Source organism: Thiosocius teredinicola, from assembly GCF_002009425.1.
Taxonomy (GTDB): Bacteria; Pseudomonadota; Gammaproteobacteria; order Chromatiales; family Chromatiaceae; genus Thiosocius; species Thiosocius teredinicola.
Genome location: NZ_CP019936.1, coordinates 286,923 through 308,147, shown reverse-complemented (window position 1 = coordinate 308,147; position 21,225 = coordinate 286,923). Strand labels below are relative to the sequence as shown.

The following is a 21,225-nucleotide window of genomic DNA, read 5'->3' as shown; positions in this document are numbered from 1 at the left end:
TTTCACGCTTCCGGCACGGCTGCCAGGATTTTATCGAACAATGGATCGAGCTCGGCGCCGATGGCATCGAGCTCGGCGGATCCGAACGGTTCGAACACGGTGGTCGGCAATCGACACGCCACCTTGGTTGTATCGCCGTCTTCGTAGACATGGATTCGCAACGGAATGTCATGTCCTGCCGGCTTGCAGGCGCCCCACACACGGATCGCGAAATCCGGCCGGAACACTTCAAGAATTTGGTCGGCCGGCACTGTCTTGCCGAGCTTTGCGGCATTCGCCTGGCCGTTGATGTGGGCAACCAGGCGAAGCTCGACTTCGGCGATTGCGGCGATCAGCTTTTCGACTGCTTCATCCGCAGCCAGGCTGGTCGTAATGGTCTTCATCGATTAACTGTCTCCGTTGGTACGACGATCGGCAGGCGACCGCATCAGGCAGCGCGCGACAAGGCGTCGAGTTCCTTACGCAGGTGTTTGATGGCAGGCGTCACGATCGCCACGAAATAGGATTCACGCAGTTTGCGTTGTGCCGGCGCAGTTCGCAGATATCCCTTGGCGCCGGTGTGCAACATTGCCGACTGCGAGGCGCGTAACGCCAGCTCGCCGGCGGAGAGACGTAACTGCAATACCTCGCGGAAGAACTCCTCCGATTTTTCAAACGGATCTTCCGCCAATGCCATGCAGGCATCGACCGCATCGTCGAGTTCTTCCTGCAACTCATCGGGCCGATCGTCGAGATAGCCGTTCACGTGGCCGAGCAGCGGCTCGACTTCGCGGCACAGGTCGATGCAAGACTGCACGTTGCCGACGCCCATACCGAGCTGCAGCAACACAATGCCGGCACGCGCGCGCTTGAGAAACGCCGCACCGTCATCGTCGATGATCATCTCATCCGGTATGAACACGTTCTCGAAGAAGCAGGCAAAGGTGCGCGTACCCTCGAGCGCCGTGAAGTGCGCCGACTGGCGCAGCGTAAAGCCCTCGGCACTGCAGTCGACCAGCGCCATGATCGTTTGGTTTTCGCTGCCTTCGAGCGCGAACAGCGTGCCGAACACATGATTCTCACCGAGGTTGGAAACCCACGGCAGGGATCCGTTGACGATGTAGCCGCCATCGACTCGCTTGCCCTTGAGGCGCAGCGGCTCGATGTTGGCGAACGCCTTCATCGTGTTCGACATGCCGGTACCGCCGAGCACCTCGCCGCTGGCGAGTTTCGGCAACCAGGCGTCACGCACGACCGGATTGGCGGCATTCTGCAGGTACCAGGCACAGGTGTCCTGGCACCATACGGCAAACCCGGTGGACAGGCATTCGTGCGAAACGGCACCCATGGTCTGAATCGCCGCCCCCATGTCGGTCTCGCCATCCGGACGTGCCATCGAGAGGTGTTGACGGTAGCCGTCGACCCCGCCCAGCTGGCGCAGAAACGATTCGGGATAAAGCCCTTCAAGGTCGATCTTCACCGTCAGCGGTGAAAGCTCTTGCTTGACCAGCGCGCGGGTTATCGTGAGCTGTTCCTCAAGCGGCAGCACGGCCTTGAGTTCTTTGGCGGCGTTCAGACTCATGTTGTTCTCCTCGACTACCTCGGCCGCGATCAGGCGGGCGTCACCTCGACAGCGACGTTGTTACGCAGGGTGTTGGCAACCGGCGACCAGACATTCGAGTGAGAAATGATTTCGTCGATCTGCTCTTTGGGCGCATCGCCTTCGGCGGCGATCTTGACGCGTACCGCGGAAAAACCGAGGGTCTTGGCTTCGTCGAGATCACCGGTACCCCATACGGCGGTCACGTTGATGTCACCTTCGAGTTCGAGTTCGAGCTTCGACAGCTTCACGCCACGCGCCGTCGCGTTGGCATGCACGCCCACTGCCAGACAGGCACCGAGGCTGGCCAGTACGGCCTCTGACGGATTCGGCGCGTTGTCTTCACCGAGCAGGTGCGGCGGTTCGTCGATCAGCATCGGCTCGAGATTGCGCACATAGGTCTGCATACGGAACTGACCTTCGCAAACGGTTTTGGCCTTGAGCGTAACCACCGAGCTCGGGTTTGCCTTGCCTTTTTCGCCCAGCGCCTGCAGGCCTTCGGAGTCGATCGGACGCAGGCAGCTCATGGACTTGGCGATGGTCTGTGGGGAAGTACTCATACAGGGATCTCTCCGGGTTTGTTGTGTTGAAAGCAATGTTGCATTGCTGTCATAGCAAACCCTATGCCAAGGGAGAAAACCTGCGTAGTTTCAGATACCTAAGAAGTTATCGCTCGTCCCCTGGTAGTGAACGAACGATAACCGCGTCTGTAATTGTCGACATTGTCGAACCAGCCGGCGGCAATTGTCAGATTGTCATGTCCAATGACGATGTGCCGGCGACGCTCAACTGGCGATGTTCAGCTTGACCATGCGGTAGCGTAACTGTCGTGGCGTCAGGCCGAGGCTGATCGCTGCCCTCGTCTTGTTGCCGCGATGCAGACGCAGAGCCTCCACGATCTGGTCAACCTCGTCTTCCTGCACCTTGGAATACGGCCGCATGTTGTCGGGCACGGCATTGATCGTCTTGCTTTCCGAGACGGTTCGCGGCGGCGCGATCTCTGCCGCTTCGTGGCCACCCGGCGACGCGATCCCACCTTCTTCGGCGAGGATGTCCTGCATCAGTTTGCGACCGATCGCCGGGCCCGGCGTCAGCAGCACGGCACGCTTCACCAGGTTTTCCAGCTGTCGGATGTTGCCCGGCCACGGATAGGCTTCGAGCAGGTCGATACTGCCCATGCCGAACTCGACAGATTTGCCGTATTCCTCGTTGGCTGCCTTGAGAAAGTGATGCGCCAACACGGCGACGTCGCCCTGCCTGGCGCGCAGTGGCGGCAGACGTATCGGGAACACGTTGAGGCGGTAGAAAAGATCGAGACGAAAACGGTTGGCGTTCACCGCTTCCTGCAGGTTTTTGTGCGTTGCTGCGACGATGCGCACGTCGACCGGAACATCTCGCGTGCTGCCGACGCGCTGAATCACGCGGCTCTCCAACACCTTCAACAACTTCGCCTGCAGATCGAGTTCGAGGTCGCCGATTTCGTCGAGAAACAGCGTGCCGCCGTTGGCCAATTCGATCTTGCCCTTCTTGGTCGAGGTCGCACCGGTGAACGCGCCTTTCTCATGCCCAAACAGTTCCGATTCGATCAGGCTCGCCGGTATCGCCGCACAATTCACGGACACGAACGGGCCCTGGCTACAGTTGCCGGCCATATGCTGCATGCGCGCGAAACGTTCCTTGCCGGTGCCCGACTCACCGAGCAGCAACACAGTGGTACCGGTCTTGGCGACCTGCAGAGCCTGCTGCACGGCCTGCTGCAACGCCGGGCTTTCCCCGAGAATGCCGTACTTGGCTCCGTGGCTCTCGATCCGATTGCGCAGCAGGCGGTTTTCGGATTCGAGCTGCGCGGTGCGTTCATCGACCAAGGCCTTCACCTGCAGTACCTGGCCGACCAGTGTGGCCACGACCTGCAACAGAGTCAGGTCACGCTGGAAGGGATGATCGCGGTTGCGCAGACGATGCACCGCCAATACCCCGACCGGCGTTTCCTCGAGCACGATCGGTACCGCCATGTAGGCCACCGCCTCGTTCGGCAAGGTGGTGCGGTCAACCGCGCGCGCCAGGTAGGCCGGTTCATCGTCGATGTCGGGGATCAACGCCAGTTGCCCGGTCTGAAAGACGCGCCCGGTAATGCCCTCGCCGATCGAATAATGTCCGCGCACCCGTTCCTGCGGCCTCAGACCATAGGCGTAACGGATAGACAGCGTTCCCGTCTCATCCTCGGGCAGCAGTACGCGGCCGCGGTTCAACCCCAACAGTTCGGACAACAGACGCAGGATGCCCTGAATGGCAGGCTTGGGATCGGTGGACTTGGTGATGAGCTTGGCGGCCTCTTGCAAGACCAGCAGCTCTGATTCGGTATTGGTATCGTTGTGGTTTCCCATCTTGACTCGGCACGACAATGACGACATTGGCACTGGAGAGCAAGATTGGGGCCACTAAACTGGCTGCACCGGTTAATCAGACCCGGCGTGGTGCATTAATGACCGCCTTCGCGAACATTCGCGCGCCGCGGCCCCTAAACGGGGCAGCAGCGCGCCAAAACGGTGCTTCGAGCTATCGGGTTGGGCCGCTCAGCCTTCCTGGTGCCAACTGAAGCGGCGAATCAGGGTCACGCAGATACCGTCGAGAAGAAAACCAATAACACCGATGACAACGACCATCGCCGCCAGCGTGTCGTATTCCAGGGTATCGCGTGCATCGTTGATCGCGTAACCCAGACCGCTGGTCACGCCGAGATACTCGGCCGGCACCAACACGATCCAGGCCACACCGACCGCGAGGCGAATACCCGCAAAGATGTCCTGTGCGATCGCCGGGAAGATGATCCTGCGCAGCATCTGCAGACCGTCGGCACCAAGATTGCGCGCCACCTTGAACCACAAGGGGTCGATCCGGCGCACACCTTGCGCCGACGAAAACAACACCGGCCAGATTGCCGCCACCGCGACCAGGAACACAATCGCCGCATCCCAGGTCTCGAATGCCAGCACGGCGATCGGCATCCAGGCCAGCGGGCTGATCATGCGCAGGAACTGAAACGGCACGTGCGAGAGTTCACGCAGGCTGGCGTACAGCCCGATGGCGACGCCGGTCGGCACGCCGATCAGTACCGCCCACAACAGGCCGTAACCGATCCGTTCCAGGCTGGGAAACACCGCTGTCCAAACCGCGCCCGACTCGAGCAGGTCGCCGAGGCGAATGAACGCCGGCACCGGTGCAAAATCGGCGAACGACTCGGTATCCGGATTGCTCGCAATCAGATAGCCGCCGAACCACCAGACCGCTACCAGGATACTGATCCCGGCCAGCGGGTAGGCCAACCGTGCAAGAACGCTTCGCATCAGCGACCCCCAATCGATGCCGCCATCCCTGGCGGTGAGATGTTCGCCGGTGATCGACTGAACGCTACTCATACCTTGACGACCTCGACACGTTCATACGGGTTGGCCGGATCGACACCCGGTGCCTTTTCCCATCCCGGGTACTTGGCCATCGCAGCCTTGACGAACTCGTAATCCACCAGGTCGTCGGCGACGAACTGCGGATCGAGTCCGTCGAGGAAGGTCTTGTCACCCCCGACCAGTGTTTCGTTCATCGCATTGACGATCAGCTTGGTCGCCGACGGATACGGATAGGGTGAGAAGTCGATGCGGCCATTGCCGTATTCCGGGTGACGGATCGCGTCCGGCGAGGCGTACTTGGCGTCGTCGTAGAACGTCATCGCACGCACCACGGCCTTGGCCGGCATCGGCAGGTAACGCTTGCCGTCTTTCGACATCATGCGCGCCACTTCTTCCTTGTTCTCCTGCGCATAGACTTCGGCGCGCACGATGGCGTTCATGACCTTCTGCGTCCACTCCGGCTTGGCCTTCACGGTGTTCTCGTTCATGCACACCACGCAGCACGGATGGTTCTTCCAGATATCGCCGGTGAAGCGCAACATCTTGCCGCCGGCCTTCAGTTCACCGAATGCGTTGAACGGTTCGGCAACGATGAAGGCGTCGATCTTCTTGGCCGCCAGGGCGGGCGGCATGTCCGGCGGCGGCATGATCATCAGGTTGACCTCGTCGGCCGCGAGCGCCTCGCTCTGATCCTTGATGACGGGTTTCAAGCCGGCTTCGCGCAGCGCGATCTGCAGCACAATGTTGTGCATCGAGTACCAGTAAGGCACAGCGACCTGCTTACCGCCCAGGTCTTTGAAATCTTCCGCTTTGATGTGCTTGCCGACGACCAACGCCGAACCGTTGATATGCGCCCACGACATGATCTTGACCGGGAAGTTGTTGTTGTAGCGCATCCACACCGGGATCGGCTTGAGGAAGTGCACCAGGTTGAACTTGCCGGCAGCGAATCCTTCGACCAGTGGCGACCAGCCGCGGATCAACGTCGGCTTTTCCGCCTTCAGGCCTTCGTCTTCGAAAAAGCCCATGCCGTGTGCCACCAACAGCGCGGTGGCATCGGTGATCGGCAGATAGCCGATACGCACAACCTCGTCGTCGGGCACTTGGGCATTGGCAAATGCCGACGCCGACAGGCTCAGCCCGGCACCCATCATGCCGCCGGCCGCCATCATGTCGAGCATGAAATCGCGACGACTCATCTCGTGCTGTTCGATGTACTTCAACTCATCATCAAATTCGTTCATGGGATCAATCCTTCTCGGCAACTTTTCTGGGAAACCCTTAGGTGGGTCTGCGAAAATTCGGGAATCAGGCAGCTTCGAGGTCGTCGCTGGCTTCGTCCGGTGCGACCTTGCTCGTCGCCGCCGACTCATCACCCACCAACTGTTCGAACGTCGTCATCAGGGTTTCACGCTGACGACTGAACTCAGGGGTCGCGCGGTTGCGCGGAAAATCGAGATCGACATGCATCTCGCCGACGATACGACCGGGCTCGGCGGCCATGATCAGCACCCGATCGGCCATCGCCACGGCCTCTTCGATATCGTGCGTAACCATGACCATCGTCAGGCTCTGTTCACGCGCGATGCGCGAGACCTCGTCCTGCAGACTGGAACGCGTGAAGGCATCCAGCGCAGAGAACGGCTCGTCGAGCAGCAGCATGTCGGGGGACGTGGCCAGCGAGCGCGCCAGGGCCACACGCTGTTGCTGACCGCCGGACAGGCTCTGCGGGTTGGCCTTGGCCTTGTCGCTCAGTCCGACCAGATCGAGCAGATCGGCAACGCGCTTCGGGTCCTTCTTGCCGGCGAACGCCAGGCCCAGGCCCACGTTGTCGGCAACACTCATCCATGGGTAGAGCGACGGCTTCTGAAACATCATGTTCCACTTGGCGCTCGGTCGGGTGAGCTGGTGCCCATGAATGCGCACGCAGCCTTCCGAGGGCATCATCAAGCCGGCGAGCATATGCAGTAGCGTCGACTTGCCGCAGCCACTGCGACCGATCAGAGCGACCTGCTCACCGCTGCCGATGGTCACATCGATATCGCTGAGGGTGGGCGCCTTCTGACCCTTGAAGGTGTGGCTGACATAGTCGACGCGGACGTAATCGCTCATCGGGTGAGCCTCTCGGTTTTTGATTCGCGTCAACTTCTGCAGGCATCGTGCCAGCGCGATATTCGCCTTGATTTCAGCGAATTGCGTATCCATCCGGCTGCCAGCGCATGGACAATGATGACAATGTCCGACATTTCTCAGCGACTGCAGCAGTGGACAATCCGCGGCACACGGCCCCTGCCGAATCGTCCCTATTAATGATGCGAACTGCGCCGGACGCCATTGGCACCCCTCTTGCTGCAGCGGGTTCAGGCTTGCGATCCGTCGCTAACTGAACCTAGAGGAATTCGATGAACAAAGCGGAAATGAAGGCTGCCATTCTGGCGGCGAAGACAGAACAGGGACTGACCTGGAAGGCCATTGGCGATGCCGCCGAGCTTTCGACCGAGTATGTCTGTTCGGCTTGTCTGGGCATGAACCATCTCGATCCCAAACCGGCCGCAGCGGTCGCCGAGGTGCTTGGCCTCGGCAGCGAGGTTGCCGAAGCGCTGCAGGCGTTCCCGCACAAGACCTGGTCACAGACCGTGCCGACCGATCCGGTGATCTATCGCTGGTACGAGATCGTGGGCGTCTATGGCGAGACCATTAAAGAGCTGATTCACGAGAAGTTTGGTGACGGCATCATGAGCGCCATCGATTTCACGATGGACATCGACAAGAAAGAAGATCCGAAAGGCGATCGCGTCGTCGTCACCCTGAACGGTAAGTTCCTGCCGTATAAATCCTGGTAACGGACAATCTGCATAGGGGCGCGCAGCCATCAGGCTGCGCTGTGCCCGTCAGAGCTGCACGACCGCCTCACCGGATCGCTCTATCCAACCCTGCAACATCGCCGGCGTAGTGAAACCACTTGCGCAACGCCCATCGTGCCCAACGACGATGACGCCGCCCTGGCCGGCGACGCGCCGCTGCAGGTACGCCAGCCCGGCCCGCGTCGCCGATGCCGCATCCAATCCTTGCATCTGCATATAGTCCGCAATGGTCTTGGCCAACACCGTGCGCATGAAGTGCTCGCCGACACCGGTCGCCGACACCGCACAGGTTTCGTTGTCGGCATAGACGCCCGCGCCAACGATCGGCGTATCGCCGACGCGGCCGACCCGCTTGTTGGTCATGCCACCGGTCGAGGTGGCTGCCGCAAGGTTACCGTCGAGGTCGCGTGCGACGGCACCGATCGTGCCGTACTTGTCCGGGATCGCCCGCCCGGTATGATCAAGCTCGGTCTTGCCCGCTTGGCGGGCATGTTCGAGTTGCGCCAACCGGTAAGGCAACAGAAACTCGTCATCCTGCAGTCGCGGGATGCTGCACTCATCGGCAAATCGCATCGCACCGTCGCCGATCAGCATCAGGTGCGGCGTTTTTTCCATCACGAGCCGGGCCAGGCGGATCGGATTGGCGATATGATGGACGCCGGCCACCGCGCCAGCACCCAGGTTGCTGCCGTCCATCAACGCCGCATCCATTTCAACGGCGCCCTGCTCATTGAGTACCGAACCGCGTCCGGCGTTGAACATCGGGTCATCTTCCAGCAGGGCCGCACAATGGGTCACGACATCGATCGCCCGGCCGCCTGACGCCAACATCGCCCGGCCCTGTTCCAACACCCGCTGCAGCCCGCTGCGGTAGCCTGCTGCGCGGTCTGCGTCGTGTAGCTCACTACGCGCACCGGCACCGCCGTGGATCATCAAGGAGTAATGTTTGTCCGACATATTCTTTGCTTCGACCTGCCGTGTGCGGCACGGACCCGCATCTGCGTGCACAAAGCATAGCTTTGCTGCGTTGACCCGGGGCACGGCAATTGCAAACATCAGCGTACCCGGTCCCACAAGTGCGCCTTCCACGGCCCCGCCGAACCGCCCGCCATCGCCCAGGGAGAAGCCATGCCCCAGTTACATCCTGAAGTGGAACGCGTAACGCAGCGTATCATCGATCGCAGCAAAGCATCGCGGGCCGCTTACCTTGCACGCGTGGACCAGGCCATCGGCACCGGCCCGGTGCGCAAAGCCCTGTCATGTACCAACCTGGCGCACGCGTTCGCCGCCTTTCCCAGCGGCGACAAGAGAGTACTGCGCGAACTGCGCCACCCGAACCTGGCGATCGTCTCGGCATACAACGACATGTTGTCGGCCCACCAGCCCTTCGAGCACTACCCGGAACTCATCAAGGAAGCGACGCGCCAGGTCGGCGCAACGGCACAGTTCGCCGGTGGCGTGCCGGCCATGTGCGATGGCGTCACCCAGGGCCAACCGGGCATGGAGTTATCGCTGTTCAGTCGCGACACGATCGCAATGGCGACGGCCGTCGCGCTGTCGCACAACACCTTCGATGCCGTTCTATATCTGGGCGTATGCGACAAGATCGTGCCGGGATTGACCATCGCAGCGCTGACCTTCGGTCACCTACCCGCGGTGTTCGTACCGGCAGGCCCGATGACCAGCGGCATGTCGAACGACGAAAAAGCCAAAACCCGCCAACTCTTCGCCGAGGGCAAGGTCACGCGTGATCAACTGCTCGAAGCGGAGAGCAAGTCGTATCACAGTGCCGGCACCTGTACTTTCTACGGCACCGCCAACAGCAACCAGATGATGATGGAGGCCATGGGACTGCACATTCCCGGCAGCGCCTTCGTCAATCCGGGCACGCCCTTGCGGGACGCATTGACGCGTGAAGCCGCGCAGCGCGCAGTGGCGATCACGGCGCTCGGTGATCAGTTCATACCGGTCGGCCACATGATCGACGAGCGCAGTATCGTCAATGCCGTTGCCGCATTGCTGGCGACCGGCGGATCGACGAATCACACGATGCATCTGGTCGCGATGGCGCGCGCCGCCGGCGTGATGATCAACTGGGACGATTTCAATGACCTGTCTGCAGTGGTCCCCCTGCTGGCGCGCATCTACCCCAACGGCAAGGCCGACGTGAACCACTTTCAGGCGGCCGGAGGCTGCGGCTTCATGATCCGCGAATTGATCAGCGGCGGACTGATGCACGGCGATGCGCAGACAATCATGGGCGCGCCGCTCGAAACCTATGCCGAAGAACCCTGGCTGCATGGCGACAAACTGGCGTGGCGTGCATCGCCTCATACTACCGGCGATCCGGATGTCCTGCGCCCGATCGGCGAGCCGTTCAGTTCAACCGGCGGCCTGCGCCTGCTAACCGGCAATCTCGGACGTGCCGTCATCAAGGTGTCGGCCGTCAAACCCGAGCACCGGGTGGTCAAGGCGCCAGCCATCGTGTTCAACGACCAGGATGACGTACTCGCGGCGTTCAAACGCGGCGAGCTGGAACGCGACTTTGTGGCCGTCGTGCGTTACCAGGGGCCGCGCGCCAATGGCATGCCCGAGCTGCACAAGCTCACGCCATCGTTGACCGTGCTGCAGGACCGCGGCTTCAAGGTGGCGTTGGTGACCGATGGCAGGATGTCGGGCGCATCGGGCAAGGTGCCTGCCGCCATTCATGTCACACCGGAGGTATTGAGCGGTGGAGAACTGGGGCGGGTGCGAGATGGTGACGAGATTCTTGTCGACGGCGAGAATGGTGTATTACAGGCGCTGGTCGATCCCGACGAATGGCAGCAACGCAGCATCGAACCGATCGACCTGTCTGCCAGCCATTGGGGACTGGGGCGCGAATTGTTTGATGGCTTCAGGGCACGCGCAGATGGCGCGGAGCAAGGTGCGCTGAGCATCATGCTCGACGCCTTTCCCTTGCCAGCAACTGCACAATCCACCACCGAGTAGCCCAGCGGGGTTCCATCGTGACTATCGAAGACATACTGAAAGCCGCACCGGTTATGCCGGTGATCGTGATCGAAGACCTGACGCACGCCGTGCCGTTGGCCAAGGCATTGGTCGCCGGCGGGTTGCGCGTACTCGAAGTGACTTTGCGCACGCCGGTTGCCATCGATGCAGTTCGCAGCATCGCCGAATCCGTGCCGGACGCTATCGTCGGTGTCGGTACGCTGACGCATTCCGAACAATTCGCCAAGGTGATCGATGCCGGCGCAAAGTTTGCCGTGAGCCCCGGCCTGACGCCGGCACTGGCCAAGGCCAGTGCACAGTACGACTTGCCCTTCTTGCCGGGCGTGTTCACACCGGGCGAGGCTATGCAGGCGCGCGATGCTGGCTTCAACCACCTGAAGCTCTTCCCGGCCAAACAGGCAGGGGGCATCGGCATGCTCAAGGCCATGGCCAGCCCCTTTCCGGAACTCACCTTCTGTCCGACCGGCGGCATCAGCGCCGAGAGTTTCCGCGACTACCTCGCGCTGCCTAACGTCGCCTGTGTCGGCGGCTCCTGGGTAGCACCGTCAACATTGATGCGCGGCGGTGACTGGGACGGTATCACCGAGCTTGCCCGCGAGGCGTGTCGCTGAGCAAACCAGCTGAGCAGAGTAGATCTATCTTGCTTGCTGATGCCCGGCGCACCAAGGCACGACCGGGCCAAGCTGGGCTGTCAGGCGTTGCGGACCTCGCGTCCACGCTTGCTCAATGACCAGCCCGTCAAACCGCCGAACAGCAACAACAACGTCGGCGCCAGCGGTACATTGGCCGATCCCACGCCGACTTCACCTTCGGTATCGAGCAAGCTCAATGCGCCTGCGGCCGCCAGGTTATGCAGTGCGACAGTGGGATGTGCGCCATCCCAGAACACGTACTCGTCCGGGTTGGCACAGGGCTGTTGCGGTGCAAAGCCCAAGCATGCCTGGTTGGCTTCGGTGAAACCGTAGGCTTGTGGGTCGTTCACGACATCGGTAATCAAACCGAAGCTATCGAGCAACATCACGTTGACGTCCACGCCAATGGCAGCCAGCTGCTGATCGAGCGTAGACAGAGAGATATCCAATGCCTCGTTGTATACCGCCGACATCAGCGTCAGGTTGTCGGCGAAGCCGGGCATCAGGTTGTCCATCAATTGGCTTTGGGGCGTCAACCCGAGGTTCGGTACGTTGACCACCAGGATGTCGTGGGCGCCGGCGAGTGCGAGAGCAGTCACCGAGCCGATAAAGCTCTGCAACGATGCTGCCGTGATCTCACCGATCTGCTGCGGGCTCGTAGCGTAGGTGACTGCATCGAGCAAATCGTTGCCGCCTTCTGAGAACGCGTACAGTGCATCGGACGGCGCTGCGCCGCCATGTTGGGCCAGGAACAACTGCGTTTGCTCCTCGATAGACAGCACGGCTTCGTGTTCCGGGGGAACATATGGCAAGTTGTCGGTCGAATTGGCGCCTGCGGTGGCGTAGATCGTACCGCCTGTCGTCGAAGGCAGTGCAGGCAACCCAAGTCCCGCGGCCAGCGACTCGACCCATACAGGGCCGCTGTTTGTCATCTTGCGGCTCGCCTCGTATGCCGTTGTCGGCATCAAACTCGGAAAGCTATCGAAGTACAAGGGGTGCAATGACTGCCCCGCCGCTTCGGTAATGTTCGCAATATTGCCGTTGTCCGACAGACTGTCACCGAAAGCATACACTGCCGAATACTGCGGTGCGGCGACCGTGGTCGCGGAACAAAACACCAGCACTGCCATCGCAACGGCTTGAGACAAACGAACAAGATAAAACTGCTTCACGCAAGCTCTCCTCCCTGAGGATATGAAAGACAACTCTGCCGCGACACCGACAACCGACGTTGCGTCGTTGACGTCGCCGCGCAGCAACTAGGCACCATGTCTGCTCAGCGTTACAAAACACGTTTTAACAAGCGCGCCCAACCCCGAACGATGTGCGTTGTACACTGATGTACATCACGCCTCAAGCGTGAATTGGGCCACAAACTCAAATGAACGTAGTTCTCAAACACAACCAAACGCGCACTTACATACGTTTACGCTTCTTTGGTTTTTCTTGGGAGTTTGGAAGCTCAACAAGACCTGCAAAGCACGCCTTCGTTGACGCAGGCAATGCGCCTCATGGGGTCGACTGTGTACGCACTTCATTGCGCGGTTGACGTCGGAAAGGCAGCGCTTCGACATCACGACGGAACGGCTTGATCTTGGGCGCTGCAACTACCGACACTCAGCGCGGCATTGGTCGACCGGTTCACATGAAACAATAAAGCCGCCGATGTTCACACCGGCGGCTTTATTGTTTCATTCGACCTCAAGCCGTTCGCATTCAGCGAACGGCGAGGAACAACCGTTAGCGGTTGCTTCCCATATCGTCGAAGACCAGGTCGGCGTGTGGCGTATCCGCAACGTTGTCGTCGATCATCTCGTAGATCTCGGGATTGACGATGTCGGCAGCCGGGTGATGGGCGAATGCCGAAACGGAAGCGAACAACGAAGCCATAGCAGCGACTGTCAGGATCTTCTTCATAAGTACATACCTCATTCAGTTTGATGGGCTACCTGGGATGCACAGCGCCATAGTGCGCCTCGAAGTTGTGATGAATGCTTTCGCCAGGTGCGACGGTGATAGTACGCACTGGCTGGGGAGAGAGGGTTTCCCGTCAGTTAACAATTGTAACGAGGTGTTTCGGTCGATGTGACGGACTTCAATATCGGTGTCCGGTCCAGCGTGCTGCATGTAGATCGGCAATCGCAGTCGGCGCCGGACTTGGGGCGCCGTTCGATACCGAAAGGCTGACGGACGGCTTTCTGACGCAATTTGAAACATCTCCGATCCGAATATCCGGACGCAGCGGCTGTCCAATCGCGCATGCAACACTTGAACAAAATTCTACTCTCTGTCGCTGTGCTGACCGGTATCGCAGGTATCGCTGCATGGACACTCGGCGATGAAACGAGCAGTGCGACAACCGCTGCTTACAAGGTCGCCAAGGTGGAACGCGGCGAGATTGCCGCGATCGTCTCGGCAACCGGCACATTGAATCCGGTGAATGCCGTGCAGGTCGGCAGCCAGGTGTCGGGCACCATCCAGCACCTGCGAAGTGATTTCAATCAGCGCGTGCGCAAAGGCGACGTGATAGCGCAAATCGACCCTGCCGTGTTTCGCGCCAAGCTCGCGGAGGCAGACGCCAGTCTGAAGACGGCGGAGGCGGCTGCGAAGAAAGCCGAGGTCGGCGTGCGCGAAGCGAAGCGTGAACTCGACCGCCAGACCAACCTGCACGGCAAGAAGCTGGTGGCAGAAACCGTTATGGATGCCGCACGTTTCGCCCACGACGCAGCCCTCGTAGAACTCGAATTACGCCAGGCGGCAGTCGCTCAGGCGCACGCCGCGCGCGAACGAGAACGGGTCAACCTCGACTACACCACAATCATTGCACCGATCGATGGCGTGGTGATATCGCGTGACGTCGACGTCGGACAAACCGTCGCGGCAAGTCTGCAGGCGCCGACACTGTTCACGATTGCCAGAGACTTGACCAAGATGCAGGTCGAGGCCGACGTCGACGAGGCCTACATCGGCCAGGTCAAGGAAGGACAGCGCGTTCGGTTCAGTGTATTCGCCTATCCCGGCCGGTCTTTCTACGGCGAGGTTGGGCAGATCCGACTGCAGCCTAATGTCGACTCGGGCGTGGTCAAATACAACACCATTATCCGTGTCGACAACCCGGATCTGGCGCTGAAGCCCGGCATGACAGCGACTATCTCGATTCTCATCGCGAGTAGAGAAAACGCATTGAAAGTACCGGACGCCGCGTTGCGTTTCGTTCCGGATATCTCAAAGGAACGCGTCGCGGAACTGCGCCGCAACCTCGCGCCCGATGAACATGTCATCTGGACGGTCGAAGACGATTCACTGCACCCGGTGACCGTTACGTCAGGCATCGTCGGGCCGCGCCAGGTCGAGGTCTTGAACGACGCGTTGCGCGAGGGCATGACCGTCGCATTGCCGGGCACCCATAAAACCGAGAAGCAAGCGCGCTTCGGTCTCAGCCTGTTTTGACCTCGTCATGAATCAAACCGTCATAGAGGCACACGGCCTTAGTAAGCGCTACTCCCTCGATGGCGTAACAGTGCACGCGCTCAACGATGTCGATCTCGTTGTCGAGCAAGGCGAGTTCGTCGCCATCATGGGGCCATCGGGCTCGGGCAAGTCGACGCTGATGAATATCCTCGGCTGCCTCGATCATGCCGATGATGGTCAGTACAAGCTGAAAGGGCGCGACGTATCCGAAATGAACAATGATCAGGTCGCGGCTCTGCGCAACCGCGAGATCGGCTTCGTTTTTCAGGACTTCAACCTGCTCTCGAGAACCGACGCCTTGGAGAACGTCGCGACCCCGCTGGTCTATGCCGGTCTGGACCGACGCGAGCGCGACCGCTTGGCGGGCCAGGCCTTGGCTGACATGGGGCTGCGCGACAAGCAGGGCAATCTGCCGACCCAGCTTTCAGGCGGACAACAGCAGCGCGTGGCGATAGCCCGCGCATTGGTCACCAAGCCTTCGCTGCTGCTCGCAGATGAACCCACTGGCAACCTCGACAGCAACACGACTAGCGAGATTATGTCGGTACTCAAGATGCTCAACAAACAGCGGGGACTGACCGTGGTACTGATCACGCATGAACCCGATGTTGCCTGCTTCGCCGACAGGGTGCTCGAAGTCCGCGACGGTGAACTGTCGGAGCACATCGCATGAGCTGGCTTACGACGCTGCAACTCGCATTGCATGCGCTCTGGCGCAACCGCTTACGGGCCGCACTGACCGCACTGGGTGTGATCATCGGCGTCGCTTCGGTCATCACGATGCTGTCCATCGGCGCCGGCGCACAGCAGCGGGTAGCGGAAACCCTGGCCAGTCTGGGCACCAACATGTTGGTGATCAAACCGGGCAGTCTCTCGCGCGGCGGGGTGCGGCGTGGCGCCGGCGGGCAGATCAATCTCACGCTCGACGACGCAGAGGCCATCTCTAGACTGCCCGACCTGATCGGTGCAGCCCCCAGCATTCGTGCCAGCGGCCAGGTCCGCAGCCGGATGAATAACTGGGGCACCGTTATCGAAGGCGTCACCGCTGACTACGCCGTAGTGCATAACTGGACGCTCGAAGTCGGTTCGTTTATCACCGATCAGCAGGTCGCGGGCGCCACCCAGGTATGCGTACTTGGTCAGACGGCGGCGCGCGAATTGTTCGGCATCAGCAACCCAATCGACGAGACACTGGTCATAAAAGGTGGACTTTGCCGAGTTGTCGGCGTGCTAGAGCCGAAAGGTGTTACGGCATGGGGAAGCGACCAGGACGACGTTGTATTCATGCCGGTGACGACAGTTCAGCGCAAGCTGCTGGGCGTAAACTACGTTCACCGCATCGACGTCGCCGTGCCCAGCAGGGAGAAGACCGACCCTGTGCTGCAAGACATCAACGTGTTGCTGCGCTCCAGGCATCGACTCAGCGAAGAGCAGCCCGATGATTTTCGCGCCTACAATAGGGCGGAGTTGGCGCAGTCCTCTGAAGAAAGCGCCAGAGTTTTCACCTGGCTGTTGGGCAGTATCGCGTTCGTATCGTTACTGGTCGGCGGCATCGGCATCATGAACATCATGCTGGTCTCGGTCAGCGAGCGAACTCGGGAGATCGGCATCCGTATGGCGTTGGGGGCCCGGCAACGCGACATCCTCTGGCAGTTCCTGCTCGAAGCAGCCGTCTTGAGCGGCGTGGGCGGTGTCATCGGCATTCTGCTCGGTGTCGGCTCGGCAGCGGCCGTTGCCCTGTTTTCCGCGTTGCCGGTTAGCATCACGTTGACGTCGGTCGTTGTGGCATTCTTTTTCGCCGGCTTCATCGGCGTCTTTTTCGGCATACACCCGGCGCGCAAGGCCGCGCGTTTCGCACCCATTGTGGCTCTGCGACACGAATAACGATTGCTCGGAGTCGCACCGCGCGGTTGCCGCTGGCGCATCAAACGACAAAAACTGAACGAATTGTGGCTGAAATCCTTGAGGTGGATGGTTTCCGATCTACAGTGAAGAGGTTGATCGAAGCAAACATCTTTCACCTGAGCAGGGGAGTCAGGGTGCCGTATTCGTCGTTTCGTTATCTTTCAATCGTCTTTGCCGCCGGTGTCTTCTTGGTGTCGGCGGCACAGTCGCGCGGCTTCGACCACAAACCCGAACACTGCAAACCCGACATCTCTTTTGTCGAGTTTGCTTCACTCGACCTCGAAACGCAGTTACCGATCACGATGAAAGGTAAGTTGATGCTGCCGAGAGCCTGCCGCTCTCGTCACCGGTATCACTCGCAAGCAATGCCCGCGGTGCTGATTCTGCATGGCTCGGGGGGCGTGGATTCGCGCGGCGACTTTTATGCTCGTGCGCTCAATGCGGTCGGTATCGCGACGCTGGAGATCGACATGTGGGAGGCGCGCGGTGTTACCGGCGTCGACAACCGCCCGGCACTTCCCATTCTTTCCTATCCGGATGCATTCGCGTCACTGGCATTTCTCGCAAACCACGATGCGATCGACCCCCACCGAATTGGCGTACTCGGTTTCTCCTGGGGTGGCGTCATGAGCCTGGCAGCAGCCGAGGAACTGTACGCGGACCAGTTCGGCCAGGGCCTGCAGTTCGCCGCGCATGTCGCCAACTATCCTGTTTGCTATGGCGCCAACAACCCGGCAATACTCCCTCTGGGGATAACGCCGGCACAGGCCGGCACCCAGATACAGGATCTGACAGGCGCACCGCTGATGATCCAGGTTGGGACCGAAGACGACTACGACAATGGTGCGGATAACTGCGAAGCCCTGGTCGACCAGTTGGCCGCCAGCAACAACGGCACCGACGTTTCTATTGCAATCTATCCGGACGCATTCCACGCCTGGGACCGCTTGCAGGTTCCCATTACCGTGCCGGACCCCTTTGGCGATGAAGGCAGCTTTTTTACTACCGGGGTTTTGCCGCTGATCGAGATAATCCCCGATGTTGCGCTGGCCTACGAAGCGCGTCGAACGGTCGTAGGATTCTTTGTGCGCAATCTGTAGTTCTTGAGCCGGGCGAGATGCACACCCGCATCGGCAAAGCAGCGCGATTTTAGAGATCACAGCCATCCACGGTGGACGTACCGCGGCATTGTGGAAGCACGCCAACCTCGAGCGAGTTGCCGACCAACACACCCCGCCCAGGGGCGTGCGTCAGCTTTCGTCGAAGATCTGAATGATCAGCCAGTCATCTGGCGGGCAGGCGAGGATGCGGTCTTTATGCACGAGCGGGCCATCGTGCGGCTTGCCGACGACGATTTCGTAGGAAGCCGCCGTGAAGTGCTCGCGCGCGTGGGGCGGCCCCTTCAAGATCTGGGGCAGAACGAAGCGGGCCTGTGCCGTGGTTCGGTACGGATAGCCATAACCGTGCATCGGTTTGCACTGACCAAGTTCGATCAGTTCCTCGATCCAGTCGAGCCCGCGGATGCGAGCCTGCCAAGTTGCGAGACACTCGCCCTGCTCTGCATGAGGATCGGCAGGCTGGGTTCCATCCTCTTTCTGACGGCATACACTGAAGTACCAACCGAGCATATCGATATCCTTTGATTTCTTATTTGTTCCTGTCGGGCAGCCATCTTAGAGGCGGGCCAAGCCTGCTGCCGGCAAATGCTACCGATTTCCATAATGCAGCGGTAGGGACATCGGCGTTGACGACACCAGGGACGCGAAGATACTGGCAGGACGGACTCTACCGCCGGTTTGCTTTCATTCTTGTGGATCATGCGCGAATGCAGGCCGGCGCACGCGTCACGGCTTTTTCTCTTGGCCGGGAATACAAGTCGGCGCAAAAAAGACCACCGAACCGTTCGACGGTATGAGATGGACATCGTGATTTCGACCCGTCAACGCGCCGTCCCATAGCCTCTTGCAGGCAAAGCTGCGAGTGAACGGAGACAGAGCGACCTTCGATTACTTTGCATCTCCTCTCAAGCCCAGCGAACGCCCACCATCCACGACCAGGTTATGGCCGGTGATGAATCGACCTCCATCACCGACGAGGTAGGCTACGGCTTCGGCGATGTCTTCGTGCGCTCCGACCTCGCCCAACACGTTCGAGGAACGCTGCCACACCAACTGGTCTGGCGATAAGTCTCCTCGCGGGATCTGGCCTGGCGAGACAACGTTGATCCGAATATCCTGCTCACCCAGCTCGATCGCTGCGGCGCGCACGAAACCGATGATTCCGGCCTTCGATGCGGCATACCCGGAAAAACGCGCCTTGCCGCGCTCGCCGATTACACTGCTGAGGCACACGATACGCCCACCCTCACCCAACATGCGGCGGCTTGCCGCGGCGACGCACTGAATGGTCGTTCGCAGATTGCTGGCAATCACGTCGTCGATCACCGCCATAGACTGTTGCCATATCGGTGCGGCAGCATCGCGCTCGGAGCCACCGGCGCTGCAAACTAGAATGTCGAGACGAGGCAGGTCCGCAAAGAAGGATTCAACCGCAGCATCGTCGGACAAATCGACCTGACTGCCGTGCACCTCAGCGCCCAAAGCAACGCCTTCTGCGACCACGGACGCAAGACGCGACGCATCCCTGCCCAAGGCATACACGGTCGCTCCTTCAACGGCCAACCGCTGAACAATGGCACGCCCGAGCGCGCCGGATCCGCCCGTCACTACCGCCACCTTGCCAAGCAGCGGCTTCGGATCAGTTGTGCCGAGCACATACGTGCGAGAGGTTGCCGTCTGCTGTGCCAACCGCAGGCAGACCGCCCTGAACTTACGCGTTAACCGTTTCACCAGCATTCCAGAGTCATCCACGTTTTCTCGACAAAATCATCCGAACCAACCCTATCGCACCAACTGCTTCGCGTCGTCCGCCAGGCAGCAGAACTGCAACCACCAAGAACGTCAGTGTGCTCAGCGTCGCACCAGCCAAGACCGCCAGCCAAGGCGATTCAAACTGCACGGCATAATAGAGCCATGCCGTGACGGCAAACCCAATCAGTGCTGAACCCACCAGCCGTATGCCGTTCGCTGCGAAGCGCACGGGATCCTGCCCGGCCGTCTTCCACAACCAGATGACGTTGATCGGCCACGTTATGGCACGACCCAACGAAAACGCCCAGGCGACGGCTTCAACGGAATGGAATGCAGCCACGACAATCAGCGCGATCTGCATGGGCTTGGTCACCAGATTGCTGAGCAACAACTGTTTGGATTGCTGCTCGATCAAGTACGCCCAGTAGTTCGTCTGGCTCAGTGCCTTGAACGCGCCGCCCACGGCGAGAATCTGCAACAGTGGAATCGTCTGCCCCCACTGGTCACCCAACAAAAGCGGGATCAGGTAATCTGCCGTCGCTGCGGTGACCATCAGCAACCAGATCGCCGGGCCACACAACGCCGTTTGCGAACGAGCGAGGATGTCTTGCGAACTGCGCCCTTCGGCGATGGCGCGGTTCACGGTGGGCACGACCACAGATGTCAGCGGATTGAAAAACGACATCACGGCAGACATGAACAATTGGAATGCACGGTTGTATTGCCCCAATGCACCCGCACCCCACATCATGCCGATCATCAGGTTGTCGGCGTTATCAGCGGCGTAGCCCAACAAGCTGGCTGCACCGTTGGCAACACCGGTGTGCAGCAGGGGCAAAGAGCCATGTCCCCGTCGTGGACGCATCGGCAGCCAGCGCGACGCCGCCACCGACAACACGAGGGTCGCCGTGGCCATAGTCGTCGCCTGAATCACCAATGCCCAGTAGCCGGCACCGAGAAGGGCCGACAGGATACCCGCCCCGAGACCAGCGAGTTGCGCCAGCACGGCAATCAGGGTGACCGTCGAAAATCGCATCTGACGGGCAAGGCGCACTTTGTATTGTGCCTGTAGGCCGTTCACAACCAGCACGCCCGCCATCGCCGGGGCGATCAGGCTCAGCTCCGGCTGGTCGTACAACGCAACAATGAGCGGGGTCGCCAGCACCAGCAACACAGCGACCGCCGTGCTGAGCGCTGCGGTCACCCAGAACACATTCGATGCCTGCTGCTCCGACAGGCTTCTGGCCTGCAGTGCAGCGGTAGGCATACCGAAATCCCTGATTAGCTGCCCGATGCCCAAAAACACGGTCAACATGGCAAAGATACCGAAGTCGTCCGGACTGAGCAGGCGGGCGAGCACCACCGTCCCGACGAACTGGATCACCAACTGGGCACCTTGCCCGACCAGCGCCACCGCGCCGCCCTTGGCGCCCTTGGATAGCGTGTCTGTCTTCAGGCGTTCATCACTCGCGGTCATTGGCGTGAAAC

20 protein-coding genes are annotated in these 21,225 nt (G+C 60.4%); 7 read left to right on the top strand and 13 right to left on the bottom strand.

The genetic code is table 11. The features are described 5' to 3' along the window. Positions 1-2: 2 nt before the first annotated feature. The 7 genes from B1781_RS01460 to B1781_RS01430 all read right to left on the bottom strand — a co-directional run bounded on the left by B1781_RS01460 (position 3) and on the right by B1781_RS01430 (position 7,095). Positions 3-383: a DUF302 domain-containing protein gene (locus tag B1781_RS01460; protein WP_078117979.1), complete on the bottom strand. Its 381-nt coding sequence runs from the start codon at positions 381-383 to the stop codon at positions 3-5. A 44-nt stretch (positions 384-427) separates the two neighbouring features. Next, complete coding sequence (locus tag B1781_RS01455) at positions 428-1,561, bottom strand: acyl-CoA dehydrogenase family protein (RefSeq protein WP_078117978.1); 1,134 nt, start codon at positions 1,559-1,561, stop codon at positions 428-430. A 29-nt stretch (positions 1,562-1,590) separates the two neighbouring features. After that, positions 1,591-2,139: an OsmC family protein gene (locus tag B1781_RS01450; RefSeq protein ID WP_078117977.1), complete on the bottom strand. Its 549-nt coding sequence runs from the start codon at positions 2,137-2,139 to the stop codon at positions 1,591-1,593. Positions 2,140-2,364: 225 nt separating this feature from the next. Beyond that, complete coding sequence (locus tag B1781_RS01445; RefSeq protein ID WP_334223844.1) at positions 2,365-3,963, bottom strand: sigma-54-dependent Fis family transcriptional regulator; 1,599 nt, start codon at positions 3,961-3,963, stop codon at positions 2,365-2,367. 189 nt (positions 3,964-4,152) lie between these two features. Beyond that, the gene (locus B1781_RS01440) at positions 4,153-4,995 is read right to left on the bottom strand and encodes an ABC transporter permease (RefSeq protein ID WP_078117975.1); all 843 of its coding nucleotides are present in this window, start codon (positions 4,993-4,995) and stop codon (positions 4,153-4,155) included. Then, positions 4,992-6,227 carry an ABC transporter substrate-binding protein gene (locus B1781_RS01435; protein ID WP_164513205.1) on the bottom strand — a complete coding sequence of 412 codons (1,236 nt, stop codon included), beginning with the start codon at positions 6,225-6,227 and terminating at the stop codon, positions 4,992-4,994. The genes B1781_RS01440 and B1781_RS01435 overlap by 4 nt, the downstream gene beginning before the upstream one ends. Positions 6,228-6,291: 64 nt before the next feature. Beyond that, the gene (locus tag B1781_RS01430) at positions 6,292-7,095 is read right to left on the bottom strand and encodes an ABC transporter ATP-binding protein (protein ID WP_078121868.1); all 804 of its coding nucleotides are present in this window, start codon (positions 7,093-7,095) and stop codon (positions 6,292-6,294) included. Between the two features lie 290 nt (positions 7,096-7,385). On the opposite strand from B1781_RS01430, the gene cynS reads away from it, so the two are divergent. Next, entirely contained in the window at positions 7,386-7,826 is a 441-nt protein-coding gene (gene cynS, locus B1781_RS01425) for a cyanase (protein ID WP_334223843.1), read from the top strand. A gap of 48 nt (positions 7,827-7,874) precedes the next feature. Here the strand turns inward: cynS and B1781_RS01420 are convergent, their stop codons facing one another. Next, positions 7,875-8,804: an isoaspartyl peptidase/L-asparaginase family protein gene (locus B1781_RS01420; RefSeq protein ID WP_078121867.1), complete on the bottom strand. Its 930-nt coding sequence runs from the start codon at positions 8,802-8,804 to the stop codon at positions 7,875-7,877. 171 nt (positions 8,805-8,975) lie between these two features. On the opposite strand from B1781_RS01420, the gene edd reads away from it, so the two are divergent. Together edd and B1781_RS01410 are read left to right on the top strand one after the other, a co-directional pair. Beyond that, on the top strand, positions 8,976-10,838 hold the full coding sequence (gene edd, locus B1781_RS01415; protein ID WP_078117973.1) for a phosphogluconate dehydratase: 1,863 nt from the start codon (positions 8,976-8,978) through the stop codon (positions 10,836-10,838). A gap of 17 nt (positions 10,839-10,855) precedes the next feature. Beyond that, positions 10,856-11,470 (top strand): bifunctional 4-hydroxy-2-oxoglutarate aldolase/2-dehydro-3-deoxy-phosphogluconate aldolase, encoded by a 615-nt coding sequence (locus B1781_RS01410; RefSeq protein ID WP_334223842.1) that lies wholly within the window; start codon positions 10,856-10,858, stop codon positions 11,468-11,470. Between the two features lie 80 nt (positions 11,471-11,550). Here the strand turns inward: B1781_RS01410 and B1781_RS01405 are convergent, their stop codons facing one another. Together B1781_RS01405 and B1781_RS23060 are read right to left on the bottom strand one after the other, a co-directional pair. Beyond that, complete coding sequence (locus B1781_RS01405; protein WP_125931816.1) at positions 11,551-12,663, bottom strand: SGNH/GDSL hydrolase family protein; 1,113 nt, start codon at positions 12,661-12,663, stop codon at positions 11,551-11,553. 568 nt (positions 12,664-13,231) lie between these two features. After that, the gene (locus B1781_RS23060; RefSeq protein ID WP_164513204.1) at positions 13,232-13,408 is read right to left on the bottom strand and encodes a hypothetical protein; all 177 of its coding nucleotides are present in this window, start codon (positions 13,406-13,408) and stop codon (positions 13,232-13,234) included. Between the two features lie 351 nt (positions 13,409-13,759). On the opposite strand from B1781_RS23060, the gene B1781_RS01400 reads away from it, so the two are divergent. The 4 genes from B1781_RS01400 to B1781_RS01385 are packed head-to-tail and all read left to right on the top strand — an operon-like array spanning position 13,760 to position 17,967. Beyond that, positions 13,760-14,941 (top strand): efflux RND transporter periplasmic adaptor subunit, encoded by a 1,182-nt coding sequence (locus B1781_RS01400; protein ID WP_164513203.1) that lies wholly within the window; start codon positions 13,760-13,762, stop codon positions 14,939-14,941. Positions 14,942-14,948: 7 nt separating this feature from the next. Then, positions 14,949-15,635 (top strand): ABC transporter ATP-binding protein, encoded by a 687-nt coding sequence (locus B1781_RS01395; RefSeq protein WP_078117969.1) that lies wholly within the window; start codon positions 14,949-14,951, stop codon positions 15,633-15,635. Then, positions 15,632-16,846: an ABC transporter permease gene (locus tag B1781_RS01390; protein ID WP_078117968.1), complete on the top strand. Its 1,215-nt coding sequence runs from the start codon at positions 15,632-15,634 to the stop codon at positions 16,844-16,846. Before B1781_RS01395 ends, B1781_RS01390 begins: the two co-directional genes overlap by 4 nt. Positions 16,847-16,872: 26 nt before the next feature. Then, positions 16,873-17,967 (top strand): dienelactone hydrolase family protein, encoded by a 1,095-nt coding sequence (locus B1781_RS01385; protein WP_125931815.1) that lies wholly within the window; start codon positions 16,873-16,875, stop codon positions 17,965-17,967. A gap of 150 nt (positions 17,968-18,117) precedes the next feature. On the opposite strand, the gene B1781_RS01380 is transcribed toward B1781_RS01385, so the two are convergent. The 3 genes from B1781_RS01380 to B1781_RS01370 all read right to left on the bottom strand — a co-directional run bounded on the left by B1781_RS01380 (position 18,118) and on the right by B1781_RS01370 (position 21,214). Beyond that, on the bottom strand, positions 18,118-18,495 hold the full coding sequence (locus B1781_RS01380; protein WP_078117966.1) for a hypothetical protein: 378 nt from the start codon (positions 18,493-18,495) through the stop codon (positions 18,118-18,120). Between the two features lie 378 nt (positions 18,496-18,873). Further along, positions 18,874-19,722 (bottom strand): SDR family NAD(P)-dependent oxidoreductase, encoded by an 849-nt coding sequence (locus tag B1781_RS01375; protein WP_078117965.1) that lies wholly within the window; start codon positions 19,720-19,722, stop codon positions 18,874-18,876. Between the two features lie 7 nt (positions 19,723-19,729). Beyond that, positions 19,730-21,214 carry a lipopolysaccharide biosynthesis protein gene (locus B1781_RS01370; protein WP_078117964.1) on the bottom strand — a complete coding sequence of 495 codons (1,485 nt, stop codon included), beginning with the start codon at positions 21,212-21,214 and terminating at the stop codon, positions 19,730-19,732. Positions 21,215-21,225: the final 11 nt, after the last annotated feature.

Bases quoted from the DNA above. Each gene is read 5' to 3' on its own strand.
- B1781_RS01460 (WP_078117979.1), bottom strand. From the start codon at position 383: ATGAAGACCATTACGACCAGCCTGGCTGCGGATGAAGCAGTCGAAAAG.
- B1781_RS01455 (WP_078117978.1), bottom strand. From the start codon at position 1,561: ATGAGTCTGAACGCCGCCAAAGAACTCAAGGCCGTGCTGCCGCTTGAG.
- B1781_RS01450 (WP_078117977.1), bottom strand. From the start codon at position 2,139: ATGAGTACTTCCCCACAGACCATCGCCAAGTCCATGAGCTGCCTGCGT.
- B1781_RS01445 (WP_334223844.1), bottom strand. From the start codon at position 3,963: ATGGGAAACCACAACGATACCAATACCGAATCAGAGCTGCTGGTCTTG.
- B1781_RS01440 (WP_078117975.1), bottom strand. From the start codon at position 4,995: ATGAGTAGCGTTCAGTCGATCACCGGCGAACATCTCACCGCCAGGGAT.
- B1781_RS01435 (WP_164513205.1), bottom strand. From the start codon at position 6,227: ATGAACGAATTTGATGATGAGTTGAAGTACATCGAACAGCACGAGATG.
- B1781_RS01430 (WP_078121868.1), bottom strand. From the start codon at position 7,095: ATGAGCGATTACGTCCGCGTCGACTATGTCAGCCACACCTTCAAGGGT.
- cynS (WP_334223843.1), top strand. From the start codon at position 7,386: ATGAACAAAGCGGAAATGAAGGCTGCCATTCTGGCGGCGAAGACAGAA.
- B1781_RS01420 (WP_078121867.1), bottom strand. From the start codon at position 8,804: ATGTCGGACAAACATTACTCCTTGATGATCCACGGCGGTGCCGGTGCG.
- edd (WP_078117973.1), top strand. From the start codon at position 8,976: ATGCCCCAGTTACATCCTGAAGTGGAACGCGTAACGCAGCGTATCATC.
- B1781_RS23060 (WP_164513204.1), bottom strand. From the start codon at position 13,408: ATGAAGAAGATCCTGACAGTCGCTGCTATGGCTTCGTTGTTCGCTTCC.
- B1781_RS01395 (WP_078117969.1), top strand. From the start codon at position 14,949: ATGAATCAAACCGTCATAGAGGCACACGGCCTTAGTAAGCGCTACTCC.
- B1781_RS01390 (WP_078117968.1), top strand. From the start codon at position 15,632: ATGAGCTGGCTTACGACGCTGCAACTCGCATTGCATGCGCTCTGGCGC.
- B1781_RS01380 (WP_078117966.1), bottom strand. From the start codon at position 18,495: ATGCTCGGTTGGTACTTCAGTGTATGCCGTCAGAAAGAGGATGGAACC.
- B1781_RS01375 (WP_078117965.1), bottom strand. From the start codon at position 19,722: ATGCTGGTGAAACGGTTAACGCGTAAGTTCAGGGCGGTCTGCCTGCGG.
- B1781_RS01370 (WP_078117964.1), bottom strand. From the start codon at position 21,214: ATGACCGCGAGTGATGAACGCCTGAAGACAGACACGCTATCCAAGGGC.